This window comes from Shewanella basaltis (assembly GCF_023283885.1).
GTDB lineage: Bacteria > Pseudomonadota > Gammaproteobacteria > Enterobacterales > Shewanellaceae > Shewanella > Shewanella basaltis.
In genome coordinates, this window is the sequence record NZ_JAKILA010000006.1 from 130197 (window position 1) to 149850 (window position 19654).

Annotated in this window: 19 protein-coding genes; 10 read left to right on the forward strand and 9 right to left on the reverse strand. The window is 42.8% G+C overall.

Features of this window, described 5'->3' with window-relative positions:
• The first annotated feature begins 16 nt into the window (after positions 1-16).
• The 3 genes from L2703_RS06735 (at position 17) to L2703_RS06745 (ending at position 2087) form a co-directional block, all read left to right on the forward strand.
• A complete protein-coding gene (locus L2703_RS06735) occupies positions 17-1132 on the forward strand; it encodes an anhydro-N-acetylmuramic acid kinase (protein WP_248970351.1) in 1116 nt (371 codons plus the stop codon).
• 93 nt (positions 1133-1225) lie between these two features.
• Positions 1226-1612 carry a DUF2750 domain-containing protein gene (locus tag L2703_RS06740; RefSeq protein WP_248970352.1) on the forward strand — a complete coding sequence of 129 codons (387 nt, stop codon included), beginning with the start codon at positions 1226-1228 and terminating at the stop codon, positions 1610-1612.
• A 13-nt stretch (positions 1613-1625) separates the two neighbouring features.
• Complete coding sequence (locus tag L2703_RS06745; protein WP_248970353.1) at positions 1626-2087, forward strand: hypothetical protein; 462 nt, start codon at positions 1626-1628, stop codon at positions 2085-2087.
• Between the two features lie 59 nt (positions 2088-2146).
• Here L2703_RS06745 and erpA read toward each other — a convergent pair whose 3' ends face one another.
• Complete coding sequence (erpA, locus tag L2703_RS06750) at positions 2147-2497, reverse strand: iron-sulfur cluster insertion protein ErpA (protein WP_160053015.1); 351 nt, start codon at positions 2495-2497, stop codon at positions 2147-2149.
• Between the two features lie 21 nt (positions 2498-2518).
• Positions 2519-3292 (reverse strand): DUF6776 family protein, encoded by a 774-nt coding sequence (locus tag L2703_RS06755; protein WP_248970354.1) that lies wholly within the window; start codon positions 3290-3292, stop codon positions 2519-2521.
• Between the two features lie 51 nt (positions 3293-3343).
• On the opposite strand from L2703_RS06755, the gene L2703_RS06760 reads away from it, so the two are divergent.
• The 4 genes from L2703_RS06760 to nhaD all read left to right on the forward strand — a co-directional run bounded on the left by L2703_RS06760 (position 3344) and on the right by nhaD (position 9305).
• Positions 3344-5083, forward strand: coding sequence for a chloride channel protein (locus tag L2703_RS06760; RefSeq protein ID WP_248970355.1), 1740 nt, complete (start codon positions 3344-3346; stop codon positions 5081-5083).
• A gap of 321 nt (positions 5084-5404) precedes the next feature.
• Positions 5405-6424 (forward strand): aspartate carbamoyltransferase, encoded by a 1020-nt coding sequence (locus tag L2703_RS06765; RefSeq protein WP_248970356.1) that lies wholly within the window; start codon positions 5405-5407, stop codon positions 6422-6424.
• 26 nt (positions 6425-6450) lie between these two features.
• Complete coding sequence (hemL, locus tag L2703_RS06770; RefSeq protein ID WP_248970357.1) at positions 6451-7737, forward strand: glutamate-1-semialdehyde 2,1-aminomutase; 1287 nt, start codon at positions 6451-6453, stop codon at positions 7735-7737.
• 320 nt (positions 7738-8057) lie between these two features.
• On the forward strand, positions 8058-9305 hold the full coding sequence (gene nhaD, locus L2703_RS06775; RefSeq protein ID WP_248970358.1) for a sodium:proton antiporter NhaD: 1248 nt from the start codon (positions 8058-8060) through the stop codon (positions 9303-9305).
• Between the two features lie 178 nt (positions 9306-9483).
• On the opposite strand, the gene L2703_RS06780 is transcribed toward nhaD, so the two are convergent.
• Entirely contained in the window at positions 9484-10503 is a 1020-nt protein-coding gene (locus tag L2703_RS06780; protein ID WP_248970359.1) for a general secretion pathway protein GspB, read from the reverse strand.
• Positions 10503-12146 (reverse strand): ExeA family protein, encoded by a 1644-nt coding sequence (locus L2703_RS06785; protein WP_248970360.1) that lies wholly within the window; start codon positions 12144-12146, stop codon positions 10503-10505. Before L2703_RS06785 ends, L2703_RS06780 begins: the two co-directional genes overlap by 1 nt.
• 130 nt (positions 12147-12276) lie before the next feature.
• Between L2703_RS06785 and L2703_RS06790 the strand changes: the two genes are divergently transcribed.
• Together L2703_RS06790 and L2703_RS06795 are read left to right on the forward strand one after the other, a co-directional pair.
• On the forward strand, positions 12277-13521 hold the full coding sequence (locus tag L2703_RS06790) for a multifunctional CCA addition/repair protein (protein WP_248970361.1): 1245 nt from the start codon (positions 12277-12279) through the stop codon (positions 13519-13521).
• Positions 13522-13785: 264 nt separating this feature from the next.
• On the forward strand, positions 13786-14052 hold the full coding sequence (locus L2703_RS06795; RefSeq protein ID WP_124017059.1) for an Lpp/OprI family alanine-zipper lipoprotein: 267 nt from the start codon (positions 13786-13788) through the stop codon (positions 14050-14052).
• A gap of 904 nt (positions 14053-14956) precedes the next feature.
• Here L2703_RS06795 and L2703_RS06800 read toward each other — a convergent pair.
• From L2703_RS06800 to folB, 4 genes are all read right to left on the reverse strand, one after another.
• A complete protein-coding gene (locus L2703_RS06800) occupies positions 14957-15793 on the reverse strand; it encodes a putative RNA methyltransferase (protein ID WP_248970362.1) in 837 nt (278 codons plus the stop codon).
• Between the two features lie 96 nt (positions 15794-15889).
• Positions 15890-16687: an undecaprenyl-diphosphate phosphatase gene (locus L2703_RS06805; protein WP_248970363.1), complete on the reverse strand. Its 798-nt coding sequence runs from the start codon at positions 16685-16687 to the stop codon at positions 15890-15892.
• 32 nt (positions 16688-16719) lie between these two features.
• Positions 16720-17235, reverse strand: coding sequence for a 2-amino-4-hydroxy-6-hydroxymethyldihydropteridine diphosphokinase (folK, locus tag L2703_RS06810; protein WP_248970364.1), 516 nt, complete (start codon positions 17233-17235; stop codon positions 16720-16722).
• A 38-nt stretch (positions 17236-17273) separates the two neighbouring features.
• Positions 17274-17627, reverse strand: coding sequence for a dihydroneopterin aldolase (gene folB / locus L2703_RS06815; protein WP_248970365.1), 354 nt, complete (start codon positions 17625-17627; stop codon positions 17274-17276).
• 252 nt (positions 17628-17879) lie between these two features.
• On the opposite strand from folB, the gene plsY reads away from it, so the two are divergent.
• On the forward strand, positions 17880-18509 hold the full coding sequence (plsY, locus tag L2703_RS06820) for a glycerol-3-phosphate 1-O-acyltransferase PlsY (RefSeq protein WP_248970366.1): 630 nt from the start codon (positions 17880-17882) through the stop codon (positions 18507-18509).
• 24 nt (positions 18510-18533) lie between these two features.
• Here the strand turns inward: plsY and tsaD are convergent, their stop codons facing one another.
• Positions 18534-19550, reverse strand: a complete 1017-nt coding sequence (gene tsaD / locus L2703_RS06825) for a tRNA (adenosine(37)-N6)-threonylcarbamoyltransferase complex transferase subunit TsaD (RefSeq protein ID WP_248970367.1) — start codon at positions 19548-19550, stop codon at positions 18534-18536.
• Positions 19551-19654 lie beyond the last annotated feature (104 nt).

The following is a 19654-nucleotide window of genomic DNA, read 5'->3' on the forward strand; positions in this document are numbered from 1 at the left end:
GTACAGAGAGTATTTCATGTCTAAGCCAGAATATTTTATCGGCCTGATGTCGGGCACAAGCATGGACGGCGTCGATGCCGTGTTGGTTGATTTTGCCGGCGAGCACCCAAGACTTATCGCCGGGCATACCGAAACTATCCCCAGTCATTTGCTCAAAGGCTTACAGCGCTTATGCCAACCCGCCGTTGATGATGAAATAAACCGCCTAGGTCGCCTTGACCGTAGTGTCGGCAAGTTGTTTGCTCAAGCAGTTAATCATTTACTTGCCAAAACCGATGTCAGCGCAGAACAAGTCATCGCCATTGGTTCTCATGGGCAAACGGTGCGTCACATGCCTAACTTAGAAATGGGCTTTACCCTGCAAATTGGCGACCCAAACACCATTGCCATTGAAACCAACATAGATGTCATTGCCGATTTTAGACGCAAAGATGTGGCACTAGGTGGTCAGGGCGCCCCTTTAGTCCCCGCATTCCACCAGCAAGTATTTGCTAAGCAAGGACAAATACGGTTAATTTTAAATATTGGCGGAATTGCGAATATTACTTATTTGCCGGGCAATAGTGATGATGTTCTGGGCTTTGATACTGGCCCAGGTAACACCTTAATTGATTACTTTGTTCACCAAAGCCTAGGCCATGCATTTGATGAAAACGGTGTATGGGCAGCCTCTGGAAAAACCAACCCAGAATTTCTGAAACAGCTGTTATCACATTCCTATTTTGCATTGTCTGCACCAAAGAGCACTGGTAGAGAACTGTTCAACCAAGCATGGCTTGAGCAGCAACTCGCTGATTTTAGCCACTTAGATCAAGAAGATATTCAGTCAACATTACTCGACCTCACTTGCCATAGTATTGCTAACGACATCAATAAACTGTCACCCACTGGAGAATTATTTGTTTGTGGTGGTGGTGCGCTCAATACCGAATTAATGCAGCGCTTAGCCCGCTTAGTGCCTGGGTATAAAATGGATACCACGGCAGCCCTGGGGGTCGAGGCGAAATGGGTAGAAAGTATTGCCTTTGCCTGGCTCGCCATGAGACATCATCATGATTTACCAGCAAACTTACCCGCAGTCACCGGAGCATCACGTCCTGCAGTGTTGGGTGGGCGTTTTAGAGCAAGATAACTTTTTCAACGCGTGCCTCAATGTTATGATGACCGCAAATTGGCTAAACCGATTGGGTTTATGCAAAGCCTTTACTAAATAATGAGAGTCTATATGAGCAACAAAGTCAAAAGTGTATCTGAGTTAATGAATCTTACGCCAGAAGGCCGTTACGATTATATGGTTGAGCAAGTTAAAGCAGAAAAAACAATATGGACTTTGCAAGACCAAGATGGTTGCGTGATGCTAACTACCGAAGATGAAGACTGCATTCCAATGTGGCCATCAGAAGAAACGGCTGCACTTTGGGCTGTTGACGAATGGAACGAGTGCGAACCACTTGCTATCCCATTATCAGAATTTCAAGAGCGCTGGGTTAGCGGCATGGAAGATGACGATTTATTTATCGCGGTTTTCCCAGTACAAGAAGATTTAGGTGTGGTTGTGCCACCTTACGAAGTCAGTGAGCGCCTAACACCAAAATCACCAGCTAAGCATTAATTGAATATCAGCGATGGCTAAAGTACCCCCACCATCTACCACCACTAACGACACTGCCAGCACTCGCTTACCCAAACGGCTAATGGGGTTAATGCTAGTGTATACATTGCTGTCAATTAGCGGCTTAATTGCAACACAGTCATTGTCTGAACTCAGTTCGATGTTGTGCATTTTAACCCTGTTGATGGTTGTTGCTATTATGGGGAAGCAAAAAGCAGCATTATATCTGTTACGTGTTTATTGCTTGCTACAGCTAATGATATACAGCATGTTACCGATTATTATGTACGAACCTGATAATCTTGATACCAGTCCTACCACCATGGATTTTGGCGTATTTCAAACTGTAGTGCCTGACTGGCTTCTTTATGGCGTACTTATCGCTGTGGGGATGTTGCAAGTGTGGATAAGCTTTAATGCTAAGGTCAAAATGTGGTTTAAATCGCGTATTAATTTTAATATTATCAGCGGTTAACTCATATTTCAATGACACAAAAAAGCCGTCTCTCGACGGCTTTTTTTATTGGCTTGGTATTACACCGAGAAGCTTGCGCCACAACCACAGGTTGTTGTCGCATTTGGGTTTTTAACAAAAAAACGAGACCCTTCAAGCCCAGATGTGTAATCCACTTCGCCTCCCATAAGATATTGAAGACTCATCGGATCAACAACCAGTTGCACGCCTTGCTTTTCAATAGTGAAGTCACCTTCGTTGACTTTTTCATCGAACGTAAAGCCATACTGAAAACCAGAGCAACCACCGCCGGTAACATACACACGCAGTTTTAATTCAGGATTCTGTTCTTCTTCTAACAGCCCTTTTACCTTAGTTGCTGCAGCATCGGTAAATTGGATCGGCATTGCTGCATCAGTTTGTTCAGTCATTACTACCTCTTACTTCGGTTTCTACTGAGAATTATCCTTTACCTGACTATTTTGTTCAAGTATTACCCGCAGTTCTTTTTCGCCCATTAATAGTTCTGGAACATTATAGATTTGTTCTATCGTGCCCCCTTTAACCCCACGGCTTTGATTGACTATCACTTTAACGGCAATCCTTTGTAAACTAAAACCTGGCGGCAAAACGATATCACTGTCCATAATTTGAAAATAATTAAATTCAAAAGCGAGCTTTTTATTGAGTAGCTTAGTTAATGAAAGTGAGCTGGGTTTACCATGTTGACTGCCTAACAGGGTGACTTCTGCATTCGCTTTTACTTTGGCTTTACGTTTTTGTAATTGAGTCAGCACAATACGTAACTGAAATCGCTCCTCACTCACACCTTGCGCAAGCTCAACCGTATTAATGGCCACCCCATCTACATCGGCATCGGTAACCATGACACTTCGGTAAAATGCGAGCTCTTTTTCTAATTTTTTCTGTTGGGCCAATTGGCTGCTAAACATGTCTTGCATCTCTTTATTGGCGTGTTCAGCAACACTTAACGCGAGGTTTCGGCTAGCTAACTCTTGAGCTTGTTCCTCTAGCTGTTGCATTAATTTGCGTTTGCCACTAACACTATTGGGTGTCGCTTCTGGCGCAAAAGACAACCATAAATTAAAACTAACCGCGCCCAACAAAAATGATACTAGCATTAAGCCAAGTAAGTATTTGCTAGAAGTCCGATTTTTACGTTCTAAAACTTGCAGTCTGTCCAACCAACGGTGATAATTTAACATTAGGTAACAACCTTTTAAAAATACAAATGCCACTCAACTTAGAGTTATACAGTGCAGTTTAAGATAAATAAAGTCGCTATTATTCATGCCAAAAGAGCGGCGCGCAAATATCTTCATAACGAATTTAGAGATAAATTATCTCAAGCCAAAATCAGTGTGCAACTTTGTGCGCTCGCGCTACTGTTTGCGATAATTGCCTCATTGGTGATCATTCTATTTCGTTTAAGTTTACTCTGGGCTGAACAATACCTGCTTTCTGATACTCATTCGATAAGTTCAACCTTATCTGACTGGCGAAGCTACTTACCGTTAATTGGCGCTGCGCTCATTTGGTTATTGTCTTTACTCGGCTCAAAGCGCTATCGTCGTATGGGCATCGCCTATGTACTTCATCGATTTAAACTCCATTATGGTAAGGTGCCGCTGCAATCTGCTGCTGGGCAGTTTTTCCAGGCACTGATCGCGCTGATGTCAAATTTTTCAGTGGGTAAAGAAGGCCCCGCTATTCATCTTGGGGCAGTAAGTGCCAGTGTGATGGCCGAAAAATTCAGCCTGCCAGACAACAGCGTGCGTATTATGTGTGCCAGTGGCATCGCAGCCGGGATTGCTGCCACATTTAACGCGCCCCTGGCTGCGGTATTATTTGTATTTGAAGTCATTGTTAGAGAATACAAAATACATTACTTTTTCCCCATTATGCTGTCGGCCATTTGTGGCGCCGTATCCAGTCAGTTGGTGTTTGGTAATGTGCACGAATATGAACTGATTAATGTTATCCGTATTCCGCTCGACCACTACCCGATTTTACTCATTGGCGGGGTCGTGCTGGGTTGTGTGGCGGCGCTGTTCAACTTTTCATTGTTAAGTGTCACCGCAAAAGGCCAACACTGGCCGCTTTTTTACCGTTTATTGATTGCCGCCACAATAACTACATTAATTGGTTTAGTCATACCACAAGCCTTAGGTTCCGGTGATTTTGCCATTCATGAAGCCATTAGTGATCACCCAAGCCTACTATTTTTACTCGGGTTGTTATTGGCAAAAATGCTAGCCACTGTGGCGGCGATTGGCTTTGGCGTTCCTGGGGGGTTAATCGGCCCACTTTATGGCATTGGCGCACTGGTTGGTGCTATTTTGGCAATTTTAAGCAGTTTATTGTTCCCATCAATTTCGCCCTATATCGGCTTATACACTGTGATTGGAATGACCGCGATGATGGGCGTTTGCTTAAGCGCTCCACTGGCTGCGTTAGTAGCGCTGCTTGAGCTGACCAATGATGCATCAATTATTTTACCGGCAATGTTTATTACAATCCCAGCCTTTTTGGTCGCTTATCAGGGCTTTAACACCAGCTCTATATTTTTAAAGCAATTGGATATTATGGGTCTAGGTTACAAAGTTGCACCGCTAAACCAAGGCCTGCAAAAAAAGGGCGTAAGAGTATTAATGGACCGACGCTTTGTTATTGTTAACGACGACGATGAACTGCTACTAGAGGTACTCAAACGTGCCGAAGGGCGACCAGTATTAGTTCGAAATGGCGAAGGTAAAATCGAAATGCTGCGCCTGGAAATGCAATCTTTTGAAGATTCTACCACCTTGTCTCGCCACCCTATGCCAGGGCTTCCAGATAACGCCACGCTTAATGAAGCCTATGAAGCTCTAGCCGCTAAGCGCTCAGGTGAGGTTTATATTTATCGCGACAGCCCCAATAACCCTAACGGTCAAAAAGTGGTTGGGGTTATTAGCTGGGCTAACCTGGTTCAAGAAATCAGATCTGGGCAAATATAAAATAAGTCACCGCTGAGGATACGCCCAGCGTTTTTTGATTAAAGCACCGCTATGTACGCATGGTTGCTGGCTTTCAAATAGCAATAATGCAGAGCAAAAGATACAGTGGTAAATGCAAAAGTTTCTGTTCATCATCGGCGCCCTTAAGGTTCTATTTTTAAACAAGTGAATCCCATAGCGCATATTTATCTGTTGTTTATTTTCTGCTACAATTTTGCCTCAGCCACATAATATAAAAAACCGATAATTACCCTACAAAATAACGGTAAATTGCGCACCTTGTAAGTGCATAATTTACCCTAAACTCTGGAAATCAGGCTGATGATGCAGTTCGAAGGTTCACATATCCTTTCCGTAAACCAGTTAGATCTGGATTCAATAAACACTATTTTTACCATTGCTAACAAAATGACTCCTTACGCCTTACGTGAAAAACGTACCAAGGTGTTAGAAGGAGCAATTTTGGGTAACCTGTTTTTTGAACCCAGCACCCGTACTCGCGTCAGTTTTGGCTGTGCGTTTAATTTACTGGGTGGTCATGTTCGTGAAACAACCGGAATGGCCTCATCGTCATTATCAAAAGGTGAGTCTTTATACGACACGGCACGAGTGCTATCGACCTATTCAGATGTCATTGCCATGCGTCACCCTGACGCCTATTCAGTTAAAGAGTTCGCCGAAGGAAGCCGGGTACCCGTTATTAATGGTGGCGATGGCCCCAATGAACATCCAACGCAAGCATTACTCGATTTATTTACCATTAAAAAAGAACTCAGTCATTCAGGCTTGACCATTGATGGTATGCACATCGCTATGGTGGGTGATTTAAAATATGGCCGTACAGTACATTCATTATCACGCTTACTTTGCATGTATAAAGACATTAAGTTCACATTGATATCACCTAGTGAACTAGCAATGCCTGACTATGTGATCGCCGACATTGAAAATGCTGGCCATAAGATCACAATAACTGAGCAGCTTGAAGGTAATTTACATCAGGCTGATATTTTGTATTTAACCCGCATTCAAGAAGAGCGTTTTCCGTCACAAGAAGAAGCTAACAAGTATCGCGGTAAATTTCGCTTAAATCACAATATTTACACGCAGCATTGCAAGTCAAACACCGTGATTATGCACCCGTTACCACGAGATTCGCGTGCACAAGCAAACGAACTCGACAATGATTTAAACAGCCATCCAAGTTTGGCAATTTTTAGACAAGCCGACAACGGCTTACTTATACGCATGGCACTTTTTGCATTAACTCTTGGCGTTGAAAACCAACTCGAAAAGTATGAGTGCCCAGTAAACTGGTATTCACGTAAAGCCGATAGATAATCGGCGCTCTATATTAAGGATTAGACATGACCCGTTCCGAAGTCTTATTTGAACAGGCTAAAAAGACCATTCCAGGTGGTGTTAACTCACCCGTTCGTGCCTTTAATGGTGTTGGTGGTTCTCCGTTGTTTATCGAAAAAGCTGACGGTGCTTATATTTTCGATGCTGACGGTAAAAAATATATCGACTATGTGGGTTCATGGGGACCGATGATTTTAGGCCATAACCACCCTAAAATTCGTCAAGCCGTATTAAAAGCGGTTGAAAATGGGTTGTCATTTGGTGCGCCGACTGAGTTAGAAGTCAAAATGGCAGAAAAAGTCATCTCTATGGTGCCATCAATGGAACAAGTACGCATGGTCAGCTCAGGTACTGAAGCCACCATGAGTGCCATCCGTTTAGCACGTGGCTTCACCAACCGCGACAATATTTTAAAGTTTGAAGGCTGCTACCACGGCCATGCGGACTGTTTATTAGTTAAAGCAGGCTCTGGTGCATTAACCCTTGGTCAGCCAAGCTCGCCGGGTATTCCTGAAGATTTTGCAAAGCACACGCTAACGGCAACCTACAACGATCTTGCCTCTGTACGTGCTATTTTCGAACAATACCCTGAAGATATCGCCTGTATTATTCTTGAGCCTGTTGCAGGTAACATGAACTGCATTCCACCTGTAGACGGTTTTTTACAAGGATTACGTGCTATTTGTGATGAATTCGGTGCGTTATTAATTATCGACGAAGTCATGACAGGTTTCCGTGTCTCTATGAGTGGCGCACAAGGCTTTTACGGTGTAACCCCAGACTTAACCACATTAGGTAAAGTGATTGGCGGTGGTATGCCGGTTGGTGCTTTTGGTGGCCGTAAAGACGTCATGCAATTTATTGCTCCTACTGGCCCAGTTTATCAGGCAGGCACATTGTCGGGTAACCCCATTGCGATGTCGGCAGGTCTTGCCCAAATGGATGCATTGTGTGAGCCAGGCTTATACGAAGCGCTTGCTGAAAAAACCAAACGTGTCGCACAAGGTTTTAAAGCCGCAGCAGACAAGCACGGTATTCCATTAAGCATTACTTATGCAGGTGGTATGTTTGGTTTCTTCTTTACTGAAGACACAGCACCAATGACCTCTTTTGCTCAAGTAACCCAATGCAACATGGAGCATTTCCGTCATTTTTACCATGCCATGTTAGATGAAGGTGTGTATTTAGCGCCGAGCGCCTATGAAGCAGGTTTCTTATCGATGGCTCATGGCGATGAGGAAATCGAATACACGCTAGCCGCGGTTGACCGTGTATTTGCAGCAATGAAATAAACACCACTATGGCTTAAGGTTATATTACGTTAAGCATAGAGTTGATAACAAAAATAGGATAAACAACCAAGTTGTTTATCCTATTTTTATTTGTGTTAACAAATTCCTATCCCTTTTCACGCGTTCATTATTTTACCCACAACTTTGGTCGATAATTAACGAAAAAACTGTGATCCATATTGCGAAAAAGTTCAGGGTGTGATGTGATCGCACCGCCAAAAACAAAGCTTAATTTAACCTTAAAATCAGGTTAACTTAAGTTAGCAAAAATTCGCGGTAATGAGGTTGATTACCTACAACACAAAGTTGGAATTGCAGTCATGCTACATACCTTTCTAATCTCACTTGCGGTGCTTGCACTGTTAAGTATCGTGCTCGAAGAAGTAACCCATATTAACAAAGCAAAAACCACCTTGTTCCTTGGCTGTATTGCTTGGATCACTCTATTTATGGCTTCAGGTAGTCCAGAAAACAGTAAATTGGTTGGTGAAGAACTTAATGAAAACTTACTAGAAATTGCCACGTTATGGCTGTTTTTAATGTCTACCATGACCTTTGTGGCATACCTTAATGCCAAAGGAATGATCCAAGTTTTAGTGCAAAAAATCTTCCCTCAGCAAGTGTCAGTGCGCATGTTGATGCTACAAGTGGGGATGTTCTCGTTAGTGCTTTCAACATTTTGTGACAACGTGACTGCAACCTTAGTGTCTTTGGGGTTACTCACCACATTTAATCTAGACAATCAAATGCGCCGCCGTATGGCTGTGTTAATCATTTTTGCGGTGAACTCTGGTGGTGTGGCACTTATCACAGGTGATGTAACCACATTAATGATTTTCCTTGCGGGTAAAGTACACATCTCTGAATTGCTTATCCTGTTTATTCCGGCCGGAATTAGCGTAACAATATTAGCCATATTGTTCTCACTTAAAGCAGAAGGACGCGTCAGTACCTCGCCAATAGAGCAAAACTATAATACGGTTGATATCGTTATTGGCTTAATATTTTTCATCACTATCATATTAACCATGGTATTGAATGTCCTGTTTGGTATACCGCCAGTATTGACCTTCTTATTTGGTTTATCGGTCATGTTCTTAGTCGGACGCACCAGCAAAAGCAAAACAGAAGAAGTGCAAATATTAGAGTATATTCGCCAGGTTGAATTCGATACCTTACTCTTCTTCCTAGGGATATTATTACTGGTTGGTATGCTTAAAGAGATTGGTACATTAAACCTATTAACAGAAGTGTATAGTATGTATAACCCAAGCATTTCTAACTTCTTTACCGGTGTCGGCTCTGCTTTATTAGACAACGTACCATTAACTGCAGCACTATTAAAAGCTGAGCCTGTGTTAACTACAGCCCAGTGGCTAGGGTTAACCTATTCTGTTGGTGTGGGTGGTTCGCTGTTAATTATTGGTTCGGCCGCTGGCATCATTGCCATGAGTAAAGTGGAAGAACTGACATTCGTCAGCTACTTAAAATATGTCCCGGCATTACTATTATGTTATTGCATAGGGTACGGCTTAACCTTGTTTTTAGCCAATAGCATTTATGGCTAATCTAGTTTGGCAATAAAAAAGGCGCTTTATGCGCCTTTTTTATTTATTAAACATATAATTAACAGTCATAAACTCAAACTATTCAATTGGTTTTATTCACATCACCAAAAGCAACTTAACAGTGAGCTTGGTAACATGCTAGCGCGACAATACAACACTTTTCTTATACTTTAATCAGCTAAATTGCCGGTACTCTAAATTGTTCACCATTGATATCCAGCACAATATCTCGAGGACGGATCTCAATAATGGTGAGTTTGTTTTTAATCATATCACCTTGCTGCAACTCTACCCCATCAACATTTAACCAACGATTGCTGGGTTCTGTAGAATAGACATGCGCGACAATATTAAACTCTGGCACTTGTAGTTGCACACTTGCAGGTAAGTCACCATAACGTGGCAACTGCTGATTGTCGGGCCTTGGAATAGTATCCAGTTTTTCTTCAGTGACTGGTTGATTGGCAGACTGCTCAAACTCAACCTCTTTTAGTGCCGTTTCAAATGCGGCAATCAAGTTATTACGATCATCAGTTGAAGGCTGCTTTACAGAAGCAAAATCAACATCTTTTGCCGCGGCATTTACCTGTAAGCGCAACGCCTCAAGTTCAGCTAAGCCCCGGCGATTAGCATTGGCACCCAATATTATGGCCTCTTCCTGCTCATTAGCTACTTGGCGTTGAACCGACTCTGCTTCTACGGCGATCATGTCAGGCTCACTATACTGAACCGCCACATCAAGCTCGTTTGAATAGGCATTAGGGTTTGCAACAGGCTCAACAAAGGCGTTGTTGCGATTCGCCGTTTCTGCTTGGCTATCCAAATGATTAAATGGCTTTGCAATTGGCAATGCCACTTTACCCGCTAAACGAATATCGTCATTAGCCGATGCCACTGCCGCAACGGGAGTGACCGCGACAGTAACAGCACTTGTGGTTTCTGCAGGAGACGCCACCCGCTCAGACTCGGTTTGAGTTGGTGATATGACCTGCGTTGCCCCTGGTGTGTGTAATAGAACACTCATCCCCCAAGCGGCACCAATGCCAAAAACAATCGCAGCAACGAGTAGTGTGTATTTATTTAATTGGCTGTTTTTAGGTGCACGAGAAGAATACTGAATGGGAGGGAGCGACAGTAAATCAACCGCCTCGCCATGCTGCTGTTTTTTACGATTGACGGCATCCAATAAAATAGACATTAACGGTTTACCTCAGCGCTATTTAGCCTTGGGCCTTGCTGACTTAAATACAAATTAAGCTGAATTAAGGTTTGATTACCAGCAATGCCGTCCGGCTTTAAACCGTGTTGACGCTGAAAGCTCATCAGTTGTTGCTCTAACTCGTTATCAAACCGAGTCAATAATCTTGCCGGTCGTTGATTAACCCGTGCAAGGCTATTTTCAAGCCATTGCACCTGTGACAAACTCGATGACTGGCCAATTTCTCGGGGCAATACACTGTCAGGTTGCCACAAAATTTCGAAAGTACCGCTAAAGTGGCGATCGAACCAATCTTTATTTACCCAAAATTGTTGTTCACCCAATTGCAGTAAAATCTGTTCGGCTTGGCGCTCAACAATTACGCCATAAAACACATTGGCTTGCGTATCCTGTAAATACACAACTGCTGGATAATTTAGTCGCATAATACTGTGCCAATTACCCTGTTGCTGGTAACAGGCTAGCGCTTGCTGCTGTGCAGCCTGGCAAGCCGATAATCCAATAATAGGTTGTTTATTCCATAACCCAAACAATCCTGCAAACGCATTGTCGATACTGCGGCTTTGTAACATCGCCTGATGCAATATTTGCTGTTGGGCATTAACCGCCGGTTTGGCTTGCGCGACGACCTGAGACGTAGCCTTTATCTCTTCACTAGCTGGCGTGATGATTTGTTCATCGTTTTTTGGCGATAGCGTTGCAACATTACTATTTTCATCAATATTACTGCGATTAAACCAGTAAAAAGATAAACCAAATGCTAATACAAGTGCTGTTGCGGCAACAAAAGGCCAACGCTTATCATGAGAGACATCAATATCACCGAGTACTTCAACTGCAGCCTGATCCACCATTTTATGATCTATTGGCACCTTAACTTGGCCGTACCCTGCCATTAATGCGCGCTCACATAATAAATTGGTTAAGCGCGGAATGCCGCCAGAATGTTTATGTAATGCCGCTATCGCTTTACGCGTAAATAAGGGCTCATGTCGGCCGGCGACCTGCAAGCGATGCTGAACATACAGGGCAATTTCTTCTTTATTAAGTGGCAATAAGTGATATCGGGCGGTAATACGCTGTGCTAATTGGCGCAGGTCTTGGCGTTTAAGTAATTGCTGTAACTCAGGCTGACCAATCAAAATCACCTGTAATAATTTTTTGGTATTGGTTTCTAAATTAGTCAGTAAACGCAGTTGCTCTAGCACCTCAGAACGTAAGTGTTGCGCTTCATCAATAATCAACACAGTGTTACGGCCATTTTTATGATTATTCAGTAAATACATACTGATTAAATCAGTTAACTGTTTTAAGGTGGGGTTGTCACCATAAGCGATTTCTAACTCATCACATAAAGTGGCCAGCAACTCAAGTTCTGTGAGCGAAGGGTTAAGAATAAACGCGGTGTCGGTATTGTCTGGTATTTGCTCCAATAAACATCGAGAAACGGTCGTTTTTCCGGTACCAACCTCACCCGTTAACAAAACAAATCCGCCCGTCTCCCCAAGGCCATAAGTCAAATGCGCAAGCGCTTCACGATGACGATCGCTTAAGAACATATAATGTGGGTTAGGCGCAATTGAAAACGGATTATCATTTAATCCATAGAAGGCTTTATACATTCGACCAAAAATCCTTATTTGTAACTGACGGCTCACGTTAATGCTTGTGTCATTACTTGTCAAAAGTTAGCCGTGAAAATCTAACTCTGATAATATTTAAGCCACTTATTATTACACGTTGTGGTACGCCATGAAGATTTATTTAGTAGGCGGGGCCGTACGCGATACCCTTCTTAATCAAACTGTTGTCGATAAAGACTATATGGTTGTGGGCAGCAGTGTTGAAGAAATGCTAGCTCAAGGTTATCAGCAAGTAGGCAAAGACTTTCCGGTATTTTTACACCCTCAAACCCAGCAAGAATATGCATTAGCAAGAACAGAGCGTAAAACAGGTAATGGTTATCAGGGCTTTAGTTGTGATGCCAGCAAAGCAGTGACTCTTGAAGATGACCTCTTACGCCGAGATTTAACCATTAATGCCATAGCCCAAGACGAACACGGCACGCTTTTCGACCCATACAATGGCATAGCCGATATTAACGCTAAAATACTTCGTCATGTGTCAGCGGCATTTGTTGAAGATCCATTGCGGGTGTTACGTGTTGCACGGTTTGCCGCTCGTTTTCATCATTTAGGCTTTACGATTGCCGCAGAAACCATGCAATTAATGACCGACATTACTGCTAGTGGTGAGTTGGATCATCTTACACCTGAACGTGTTTGGCAAGAATGTGACAAAGCGTTAGCAAGTCAAAGCCCGCAGGTCTTTTTTGAAGTATTAAGACAATGCCAAGCGCTAACAGTGTTATTTCCAGAAATTGATGCACTGTTTGGTGTTCCTCAACCTGAGAAATGGCATCCAGAAATTGACACAGGTATCCATACGTTATTGGTGCTTCAGCAAACAAGCTTACTAACAAGTAATAAAGCCGTCCGTTTTGCCTCTCTCGTCCATGACTTAGGTAAAGCACTCACCCCCGTTCAAGATTGGCCAAAACATTATGGTCACGGGCAAAAAGGCTTACCTCTCATAAAAAAACTTTGCGCTAGGATCAAAGTACCCAATGAATATCGAGATTTAGCACTACTTGTTAGCGACCAACATCAAAATATTCATAATGCGTTTGAACTTAAAGCCGAGACGATAATCAAACTGTTCGACAAGGCTGATTTATGGCGAAAACCACAACGGCTGACAGATTTATTAGTATGCTGCCACGGCGATATTAGAGGCCGTACAGGATTTGAACAGGCGCTATATCCCCAAGCGGAATACTTACAGCAATGTTTCCAAACAGCAGCACAGGTCGACGTACAGACGATTATTGCCGCTGGGTTTCAAGGGGCTGAAATAAAACAGCAACTACAACTCAAACGAATTCAATGTGTTAATGAGTTAAAATTTCGACTAGCCCTAAACAATCAAACATGTTAAAAAGGTATCTCGATGTTTACGATAAAAAACGAAAAAATGCCTTTTTAACGGTATATAAGCAATAAATCACTAAAATTTATATAAAATCGATAAATAATAGTCCTTTACAGCTTACATACTTGCAATTTTCATTTTTTTCGCTATTTTAAGTGAATATTATTTTGTTTGCCTCTAGCAAATAAAAAAAACTGTGACATAATTACGCCGTTGCAAAGGCACACGCCGATGCACTATTTAACAACCTATATATTAAGGGATTTACCCATGAACAAAAAAGTACTGATGATTGCTGGTGTTGCGATGACTGCTTTATTAGGTGGTTGTGCTAACACTACCGCTTTAGAAGAAAGCGTAGCAAACCTAGGTAACAAAGTTGATCAACTATCAGCAGAAGTTGGTTCTTTAAAGTCTGAGCAAAGCAAGCTATCTGCCGATGTTAAAGGCGCTAAAGCAGCTTCTATGGACGCACAAGCCGAAGCTAAACGTGCTAACGACCGTTTAGACAACATGGCTTCTTCTTACAAAAAGTAAGAATTGCTATTAAAAATTAGCTTATATTAATAGGTTGATTATTAGGGCTTGATTGTTGACTTACTACCTAGGTAGATATCAACGTCAAGCCTTAATTATTTGTGTAAAATACAGTTATAAGCTTAAAGCATATCTATTTCTGTCATATCTCGCTTTACTGCAATAAGACTTCATCTCTGTCAAAGCCTACCATATAAACACCCAATCTCATCTTGTTTGTCTGGCCTGCACCCCGATGATTTAACTGAAAGACACAACACTCCCACTAAATAATCAAGCAATGTAATACCATTGCGCATTAATAAATGGCGAGTGTTAAAAGGGCTTACACTGCGTTGCATGACTTCGTAAGAGGATAACGACTCATTCAGTCATTGCCTTGTCTAATACCATTTCCATTAATTATGTGACCAATCAGAGCCACTCAGACTTTTTAGTTTGAGGCGCATTGTTGAAGGAATGGTTATTCCCTTTTAAGGCGATGCAACAAAGAAATGGAAAGTCTGAGTTTCTCCTACAAGGCGGGTTTCAGTGCCTTCTATACTGCTTAATAGCATTTTGACGTACGACTGCATGGACGCAGGAGGTAGAACAACGCAGGAGCAGTTGTCGACGACTGCATGGAAGCAGGAGGTAGAACAACGCAGGAGCAGTTGTCGACGACTGCATGGACGCAGGAGCTAGAACAACGCAGGAGCAGTTGTCGACGACTGCATGGACGCAGGAGGTAGAACAACGCAGGTGCGGTTGTCGAGAGCAACTATGCCTACAATCCTATTGCTTGTCTAGAAGACACAGAATTCCCGCTGAATGACCAGATAATTGCTGGAATTGGTATAAGTCCTGTTAAATTCTCGCGAAGGCATCATTTACTCACGCGCAATGGTGTATTCCTGTTTTTATTTTATTCGCGCTTTTTCAACACAACCACTTGCCAGTCAAACTCGAGTGAAGGTATCGCGGTAGACTTAATACGATGCTTTAACTCATCATTTGCTCGCCACCCAAATACAGACATATCTAATAGCGTTAACGCCTGATCACCTGCTACGGGCTGCGTAAAACTAACCTGATGTTGCGCTGCAATCTCTAGCTCATTAGGTAAATTGAGTTGCAACGGCTTTTCAACCAAATCAGGATAGACTTGCTGCTTTATTTGCCATAAATGACGCACCCCGGGCTGCAATATCAGCATTCGACCATTGTCTTTTAGTACTCGAATACATTCTTTTCCTTTTAATGCTGAGTCGAATACGGTGATCAAGTCGATTGACTGGCTCGCAAAAGGTAACTTTTTCAATGCAGCCAAAATTAACTTTGCAGGCGTTTGTGCTTTAGCCGCTGCAAATATTGCGTTTTCGGCATCGGTTATGCCCCAATGCTGACAAGCAATATCAGATCCAGCAATTGCAGGCACTAACTGACGCAAATAATAGCCATCTGCACATTGATAATCGAGATGCTCAAAATCCTGTTGCTCTGAGGTTTTTAACAAATCCAATAAGATCTGCTGTAATTGTGTCATTAAGGGAGCAAATATCCCAGATTCCAGTAAAAAGTGTCGCGCCCGCATTTGTTGACGCGACAATACTTGAGGTTTGGTTTTGGTATTACTCAATAATGGCCAATAACCTTGTGCATGCTTGTCAAAATGGTGTTTATTAGCACAATACAAGCCACACGATGCAAGGTGTTGTGTTAGTGGAGCCGAGCAAACCGGACATAAAAGCGGAAGAGTCATCGTTAACCTTAACTCGAGATAACTGAACGTTATCCATAATAAAAACAAAAAACGGGTATTGCTACCCGTTAATAAAGTGTACTAGAGCGTGTTGTCTTAAAGATAAAGCATAGCCAGTAACACGCCACCTAATAATAGACGGTAAATCACAAAGGGGGTCATGCCGATTTGGCTAATAAACTTTAAAAAGTAATGAATACATACATACGCAGCAATAAATGATACCACTATGCCTAATCCAAGAGCCTGATAATCAATTGCGGCAGGGCTTTCAAGTAAATCTTTTGTGACTAATATTGCAGCACCAAAACTGACAGGGATCGACATTAAAAACGAAAACCGTGCCGCTGCCTCACGGGTTAAACCGAGCATTAGGGCCGCAGTCATTGTCGCACCAGAGCGTGAAGTACCAGGAATTAATGCCAGCGCTTGAGCAAAACCAATTAACAACGCTTTTTTCCAGCCCATTTGAAACTCATTTAACTGTGCTTTTGACATACGATCAGCCACCCACAGTAATAAACCAAACACTATGGTTGTGATGGCAATCACCAATGTGTTTCTAAAGTGGGTTTCAATAAAATCTTTGGCAGTAAAACCGACAATCACTGCAGGAATGGTTGCAAGAATAATCCACCAAGCTAGCTTACTTTCTTGGCTTTGTGTGCCACCTAGACTGCCAAACCAAGATTTTGTTAAGGTCACTATGTCATGTCGAAAGTAAATCACCACCGCAAACAGTGAACCAGTGTTAACCGCAACGTCAAATGAAAGCCCTTGATCTGACCAGCCCAAAAGTTGTGACGGTAAAATTAAATGTGCCGAGCTAGAAATAGGTAAAAACTCAGTTAATCCTTGAATTAAAGCCAAAAAAATAACTTGAAGCGTGTCCATATTTGTCCTTGTGGAGAATCACTTATAAAAGGTTATAAAATCACTGTTGTTTGTAGTTCACTTGGAAAATCAAAATCAATCGGCCACAAATGCTGACTTTGCTTGTCATATTCTTGCCAAAGAGCATGATAACTTTTGTGCACTACGGGATGGTTTACATTAGGGGCAATTTCAGCCAAGGGCCATAACACAAACGCATTAAATAAAATCTCGCCACGAGGCAATTCAACAGGCTCGTCACAAACCATATTGTCGTACAGGAGTAGATCGATATCTAGGCTTCGCGGGCTAAACTTTTTCTCACTTTTAATGCGACCATTTGCTTGCTCAATACGTTTAAACGTAGCAACCACCTCGGCAATGCTTAACTCGGTCTGTGCGGCGGCAACCATGTTTAAAAAATTAGTCCCCTTAAAGCCAACTGCCTCGCTTTCAAAAACGCGCGATAACTGTAATCGGCCAAAATAGTGCTGCAAATCAAGCAAACCAGCTTTAAGGTGTTGCTCAGGAGAAATATTTGTCCCTAAGCTAATGTAAATGCGTGCCATCGACAGACCTAGTTGCTAATACGATAAAAAGAAAACACTTAACGATATCCACGCTCAATTTCAACACCAACTGAGGCAGCGTTAGGTACAGCGCCTGGTTTCATCACGACAACGTTAACCCAAGGAACATTAAATTCCTCTTGTAAACATTGCGCAATCATTTCAGCAACGGTTTCAATTAACTCTATTGGTTTTTCAGTAATTAATGCCGTCAATCGATTCGAAACGGTCTCGTAACACAGCGCATGTTCGTAAGCATCGCTTGCAGCAGCGAGACGATTGTCCCAGGCCATGTCTAAGTCAATCAGCAATGTTTGATTGAGCTTTTTTTCCCACTCATAAATACCGATGACGGTTTCTATGGCTAACTGACGTATGAGCACCTTATCCATGCAACTATTCACCTTAAACCAGTTAAAAAGACCCTAAGATCATCCTAATCAAACTTAATTGTCGATTATATGCTTAATAATACACATTTGGCCTTTTTCCTAATGAATTAAAGCAGTAGGATAGGCGCTGTTGTGCCATTAACATGAATAAACTAACCATGTTAACGTGAAGACAGTATCAACAGATAGCAAAACATCACTGTCTAATAAAAGCATGCGCGATGATACCCCAAGAAGAGTAAGGAAACCAATTTGAACACCGTTATTGTCACAATATTGATGATCATCGCCGCGTATTTAGCCGGCTCGATCTCAAGTGCCGTATTGGTTTGTAAAATAAGAGGTTTGCCCGACCCACGCACCAGCGGTTCTGGTAACCCTGGTGCCACCAATGTGCTGCGCATCGGTGGTGGTAGCTCGGCAGCATTAGTGCTTTTTTTTGACATGCTCAAAGGCGCTCTGCCATCTTACCTTGGTTATAAAATCGGACTTGATGCGGCATCCCTAGGCTTTATTGCCGTCAGCGCCTGCCTCGGGCACATATTCCCTGTTTTTTTTGGCTTTAAGGGCGGTAAAGGGGTCGCGACAGCATTTGGAGCAATGGCCCCTATCGGTGGCGATTTAGCCCTATGCCTCATAGTCACCTGGATTGTATTCATACTGCTTACACGCTATTCGTCGGTAGCAGCAATGGCCGCGGCGACCTCAGCCCCCTTTTACACCTGGTGGCTAGATGACCGATTTATTCTGCCTGTTGCCATGTTAGCAACACTGATTTTAATCCGTCATAAAGACAATATTGGCCGGTTACGCATTGGCGAAGAGTCTAAAGTGTCGCGAAAAAAAACCATAAAAAAACCTAACTCAACTAAAAAGAGTTAGGTTTTATTGCCGCTCACAATGGTGCTAATCAACTGCGGGTAAGGTATCTAAAGGCCAGCGAGGTTGCCCCTTAACCGACAATGGTTCAATCTGCCCAGCCCGCAAACGTTGTAAGCCTGCATAAGCAATCATGGCACCATTATCGGTGCAAAACTCACCACGCGGGTAATACACTTTACCGCCTAAGTTAGTCATCATTTCTGCTAAAGACTCACGCAAGCGTGTATTGGCGCTCACGCCGCCGGCTATCACTAACCGTTTATAACCGGTTTGTTTTAAGGCTCGCTTACACTTAATGGCTAATGTATCAACAACCGCTTCTTCAAACGCCCGAGCAATATTAGCCCGAGTTTGCTGATCATCTGGCTCTGCCGCAATAGTATTGGCTGTGAAGGTTTTTAATCCAGAAAAACTAAAATCTAAACCGGGTCTATCTGTCATAGGCCGTGGAAACTTATACCCTGCTGGCAATCCTTGCTGGGCTAACTTAGCTAAGCGTGGTCCCCCCGGATAATCAAGTCCCATCAATTTAGCCGTTTTGTCAAAAGCCTCACCAGCGGCATCATCAACAGACTCACCTAACACCTGATAACGGCCAATGCCTTCAACTTGCACCAACATCGAATGACCGCCAGAAACTAAAAGCGCGATAAATGGAAACTCTGGCGCATCGTCTTCTAACATTGGAGCCAGCAAATGACCTTCCATGTGATGCACACCTACAGCCGGTTTGTTCCAAGCGTAAGCTAATGAACGACCAACGCACGCACCGACAAGTAAAGCGCCAATCAGCCCGGGGCCTTTTGTGTAAGCTATGCCATCAATATTATCTAAACTCGAATTAGCTTTTGCTAAGGCCTGTTTAATTAATGGCACTATTTTTCGAACATGATCACGAGATGCGAGCTCAGGCACCACACCACCATAATCGGCGTGCAACTTAACTTGGCTATAAAGTACATGCGACATTAAGCCTAACTTATCGTCATACACTGCAATCCCAGTTTCATCGCAAGAAGTCTCTATACCTATAACCCGCATAATCTCTCGTCTTCATTAAAAATATGGCCGCTAATTCTACCCGCGTCAGCTTAAATACTCCAACATTTCAGTATTAAAGCCGATAATTATAAAAAAATGATAGC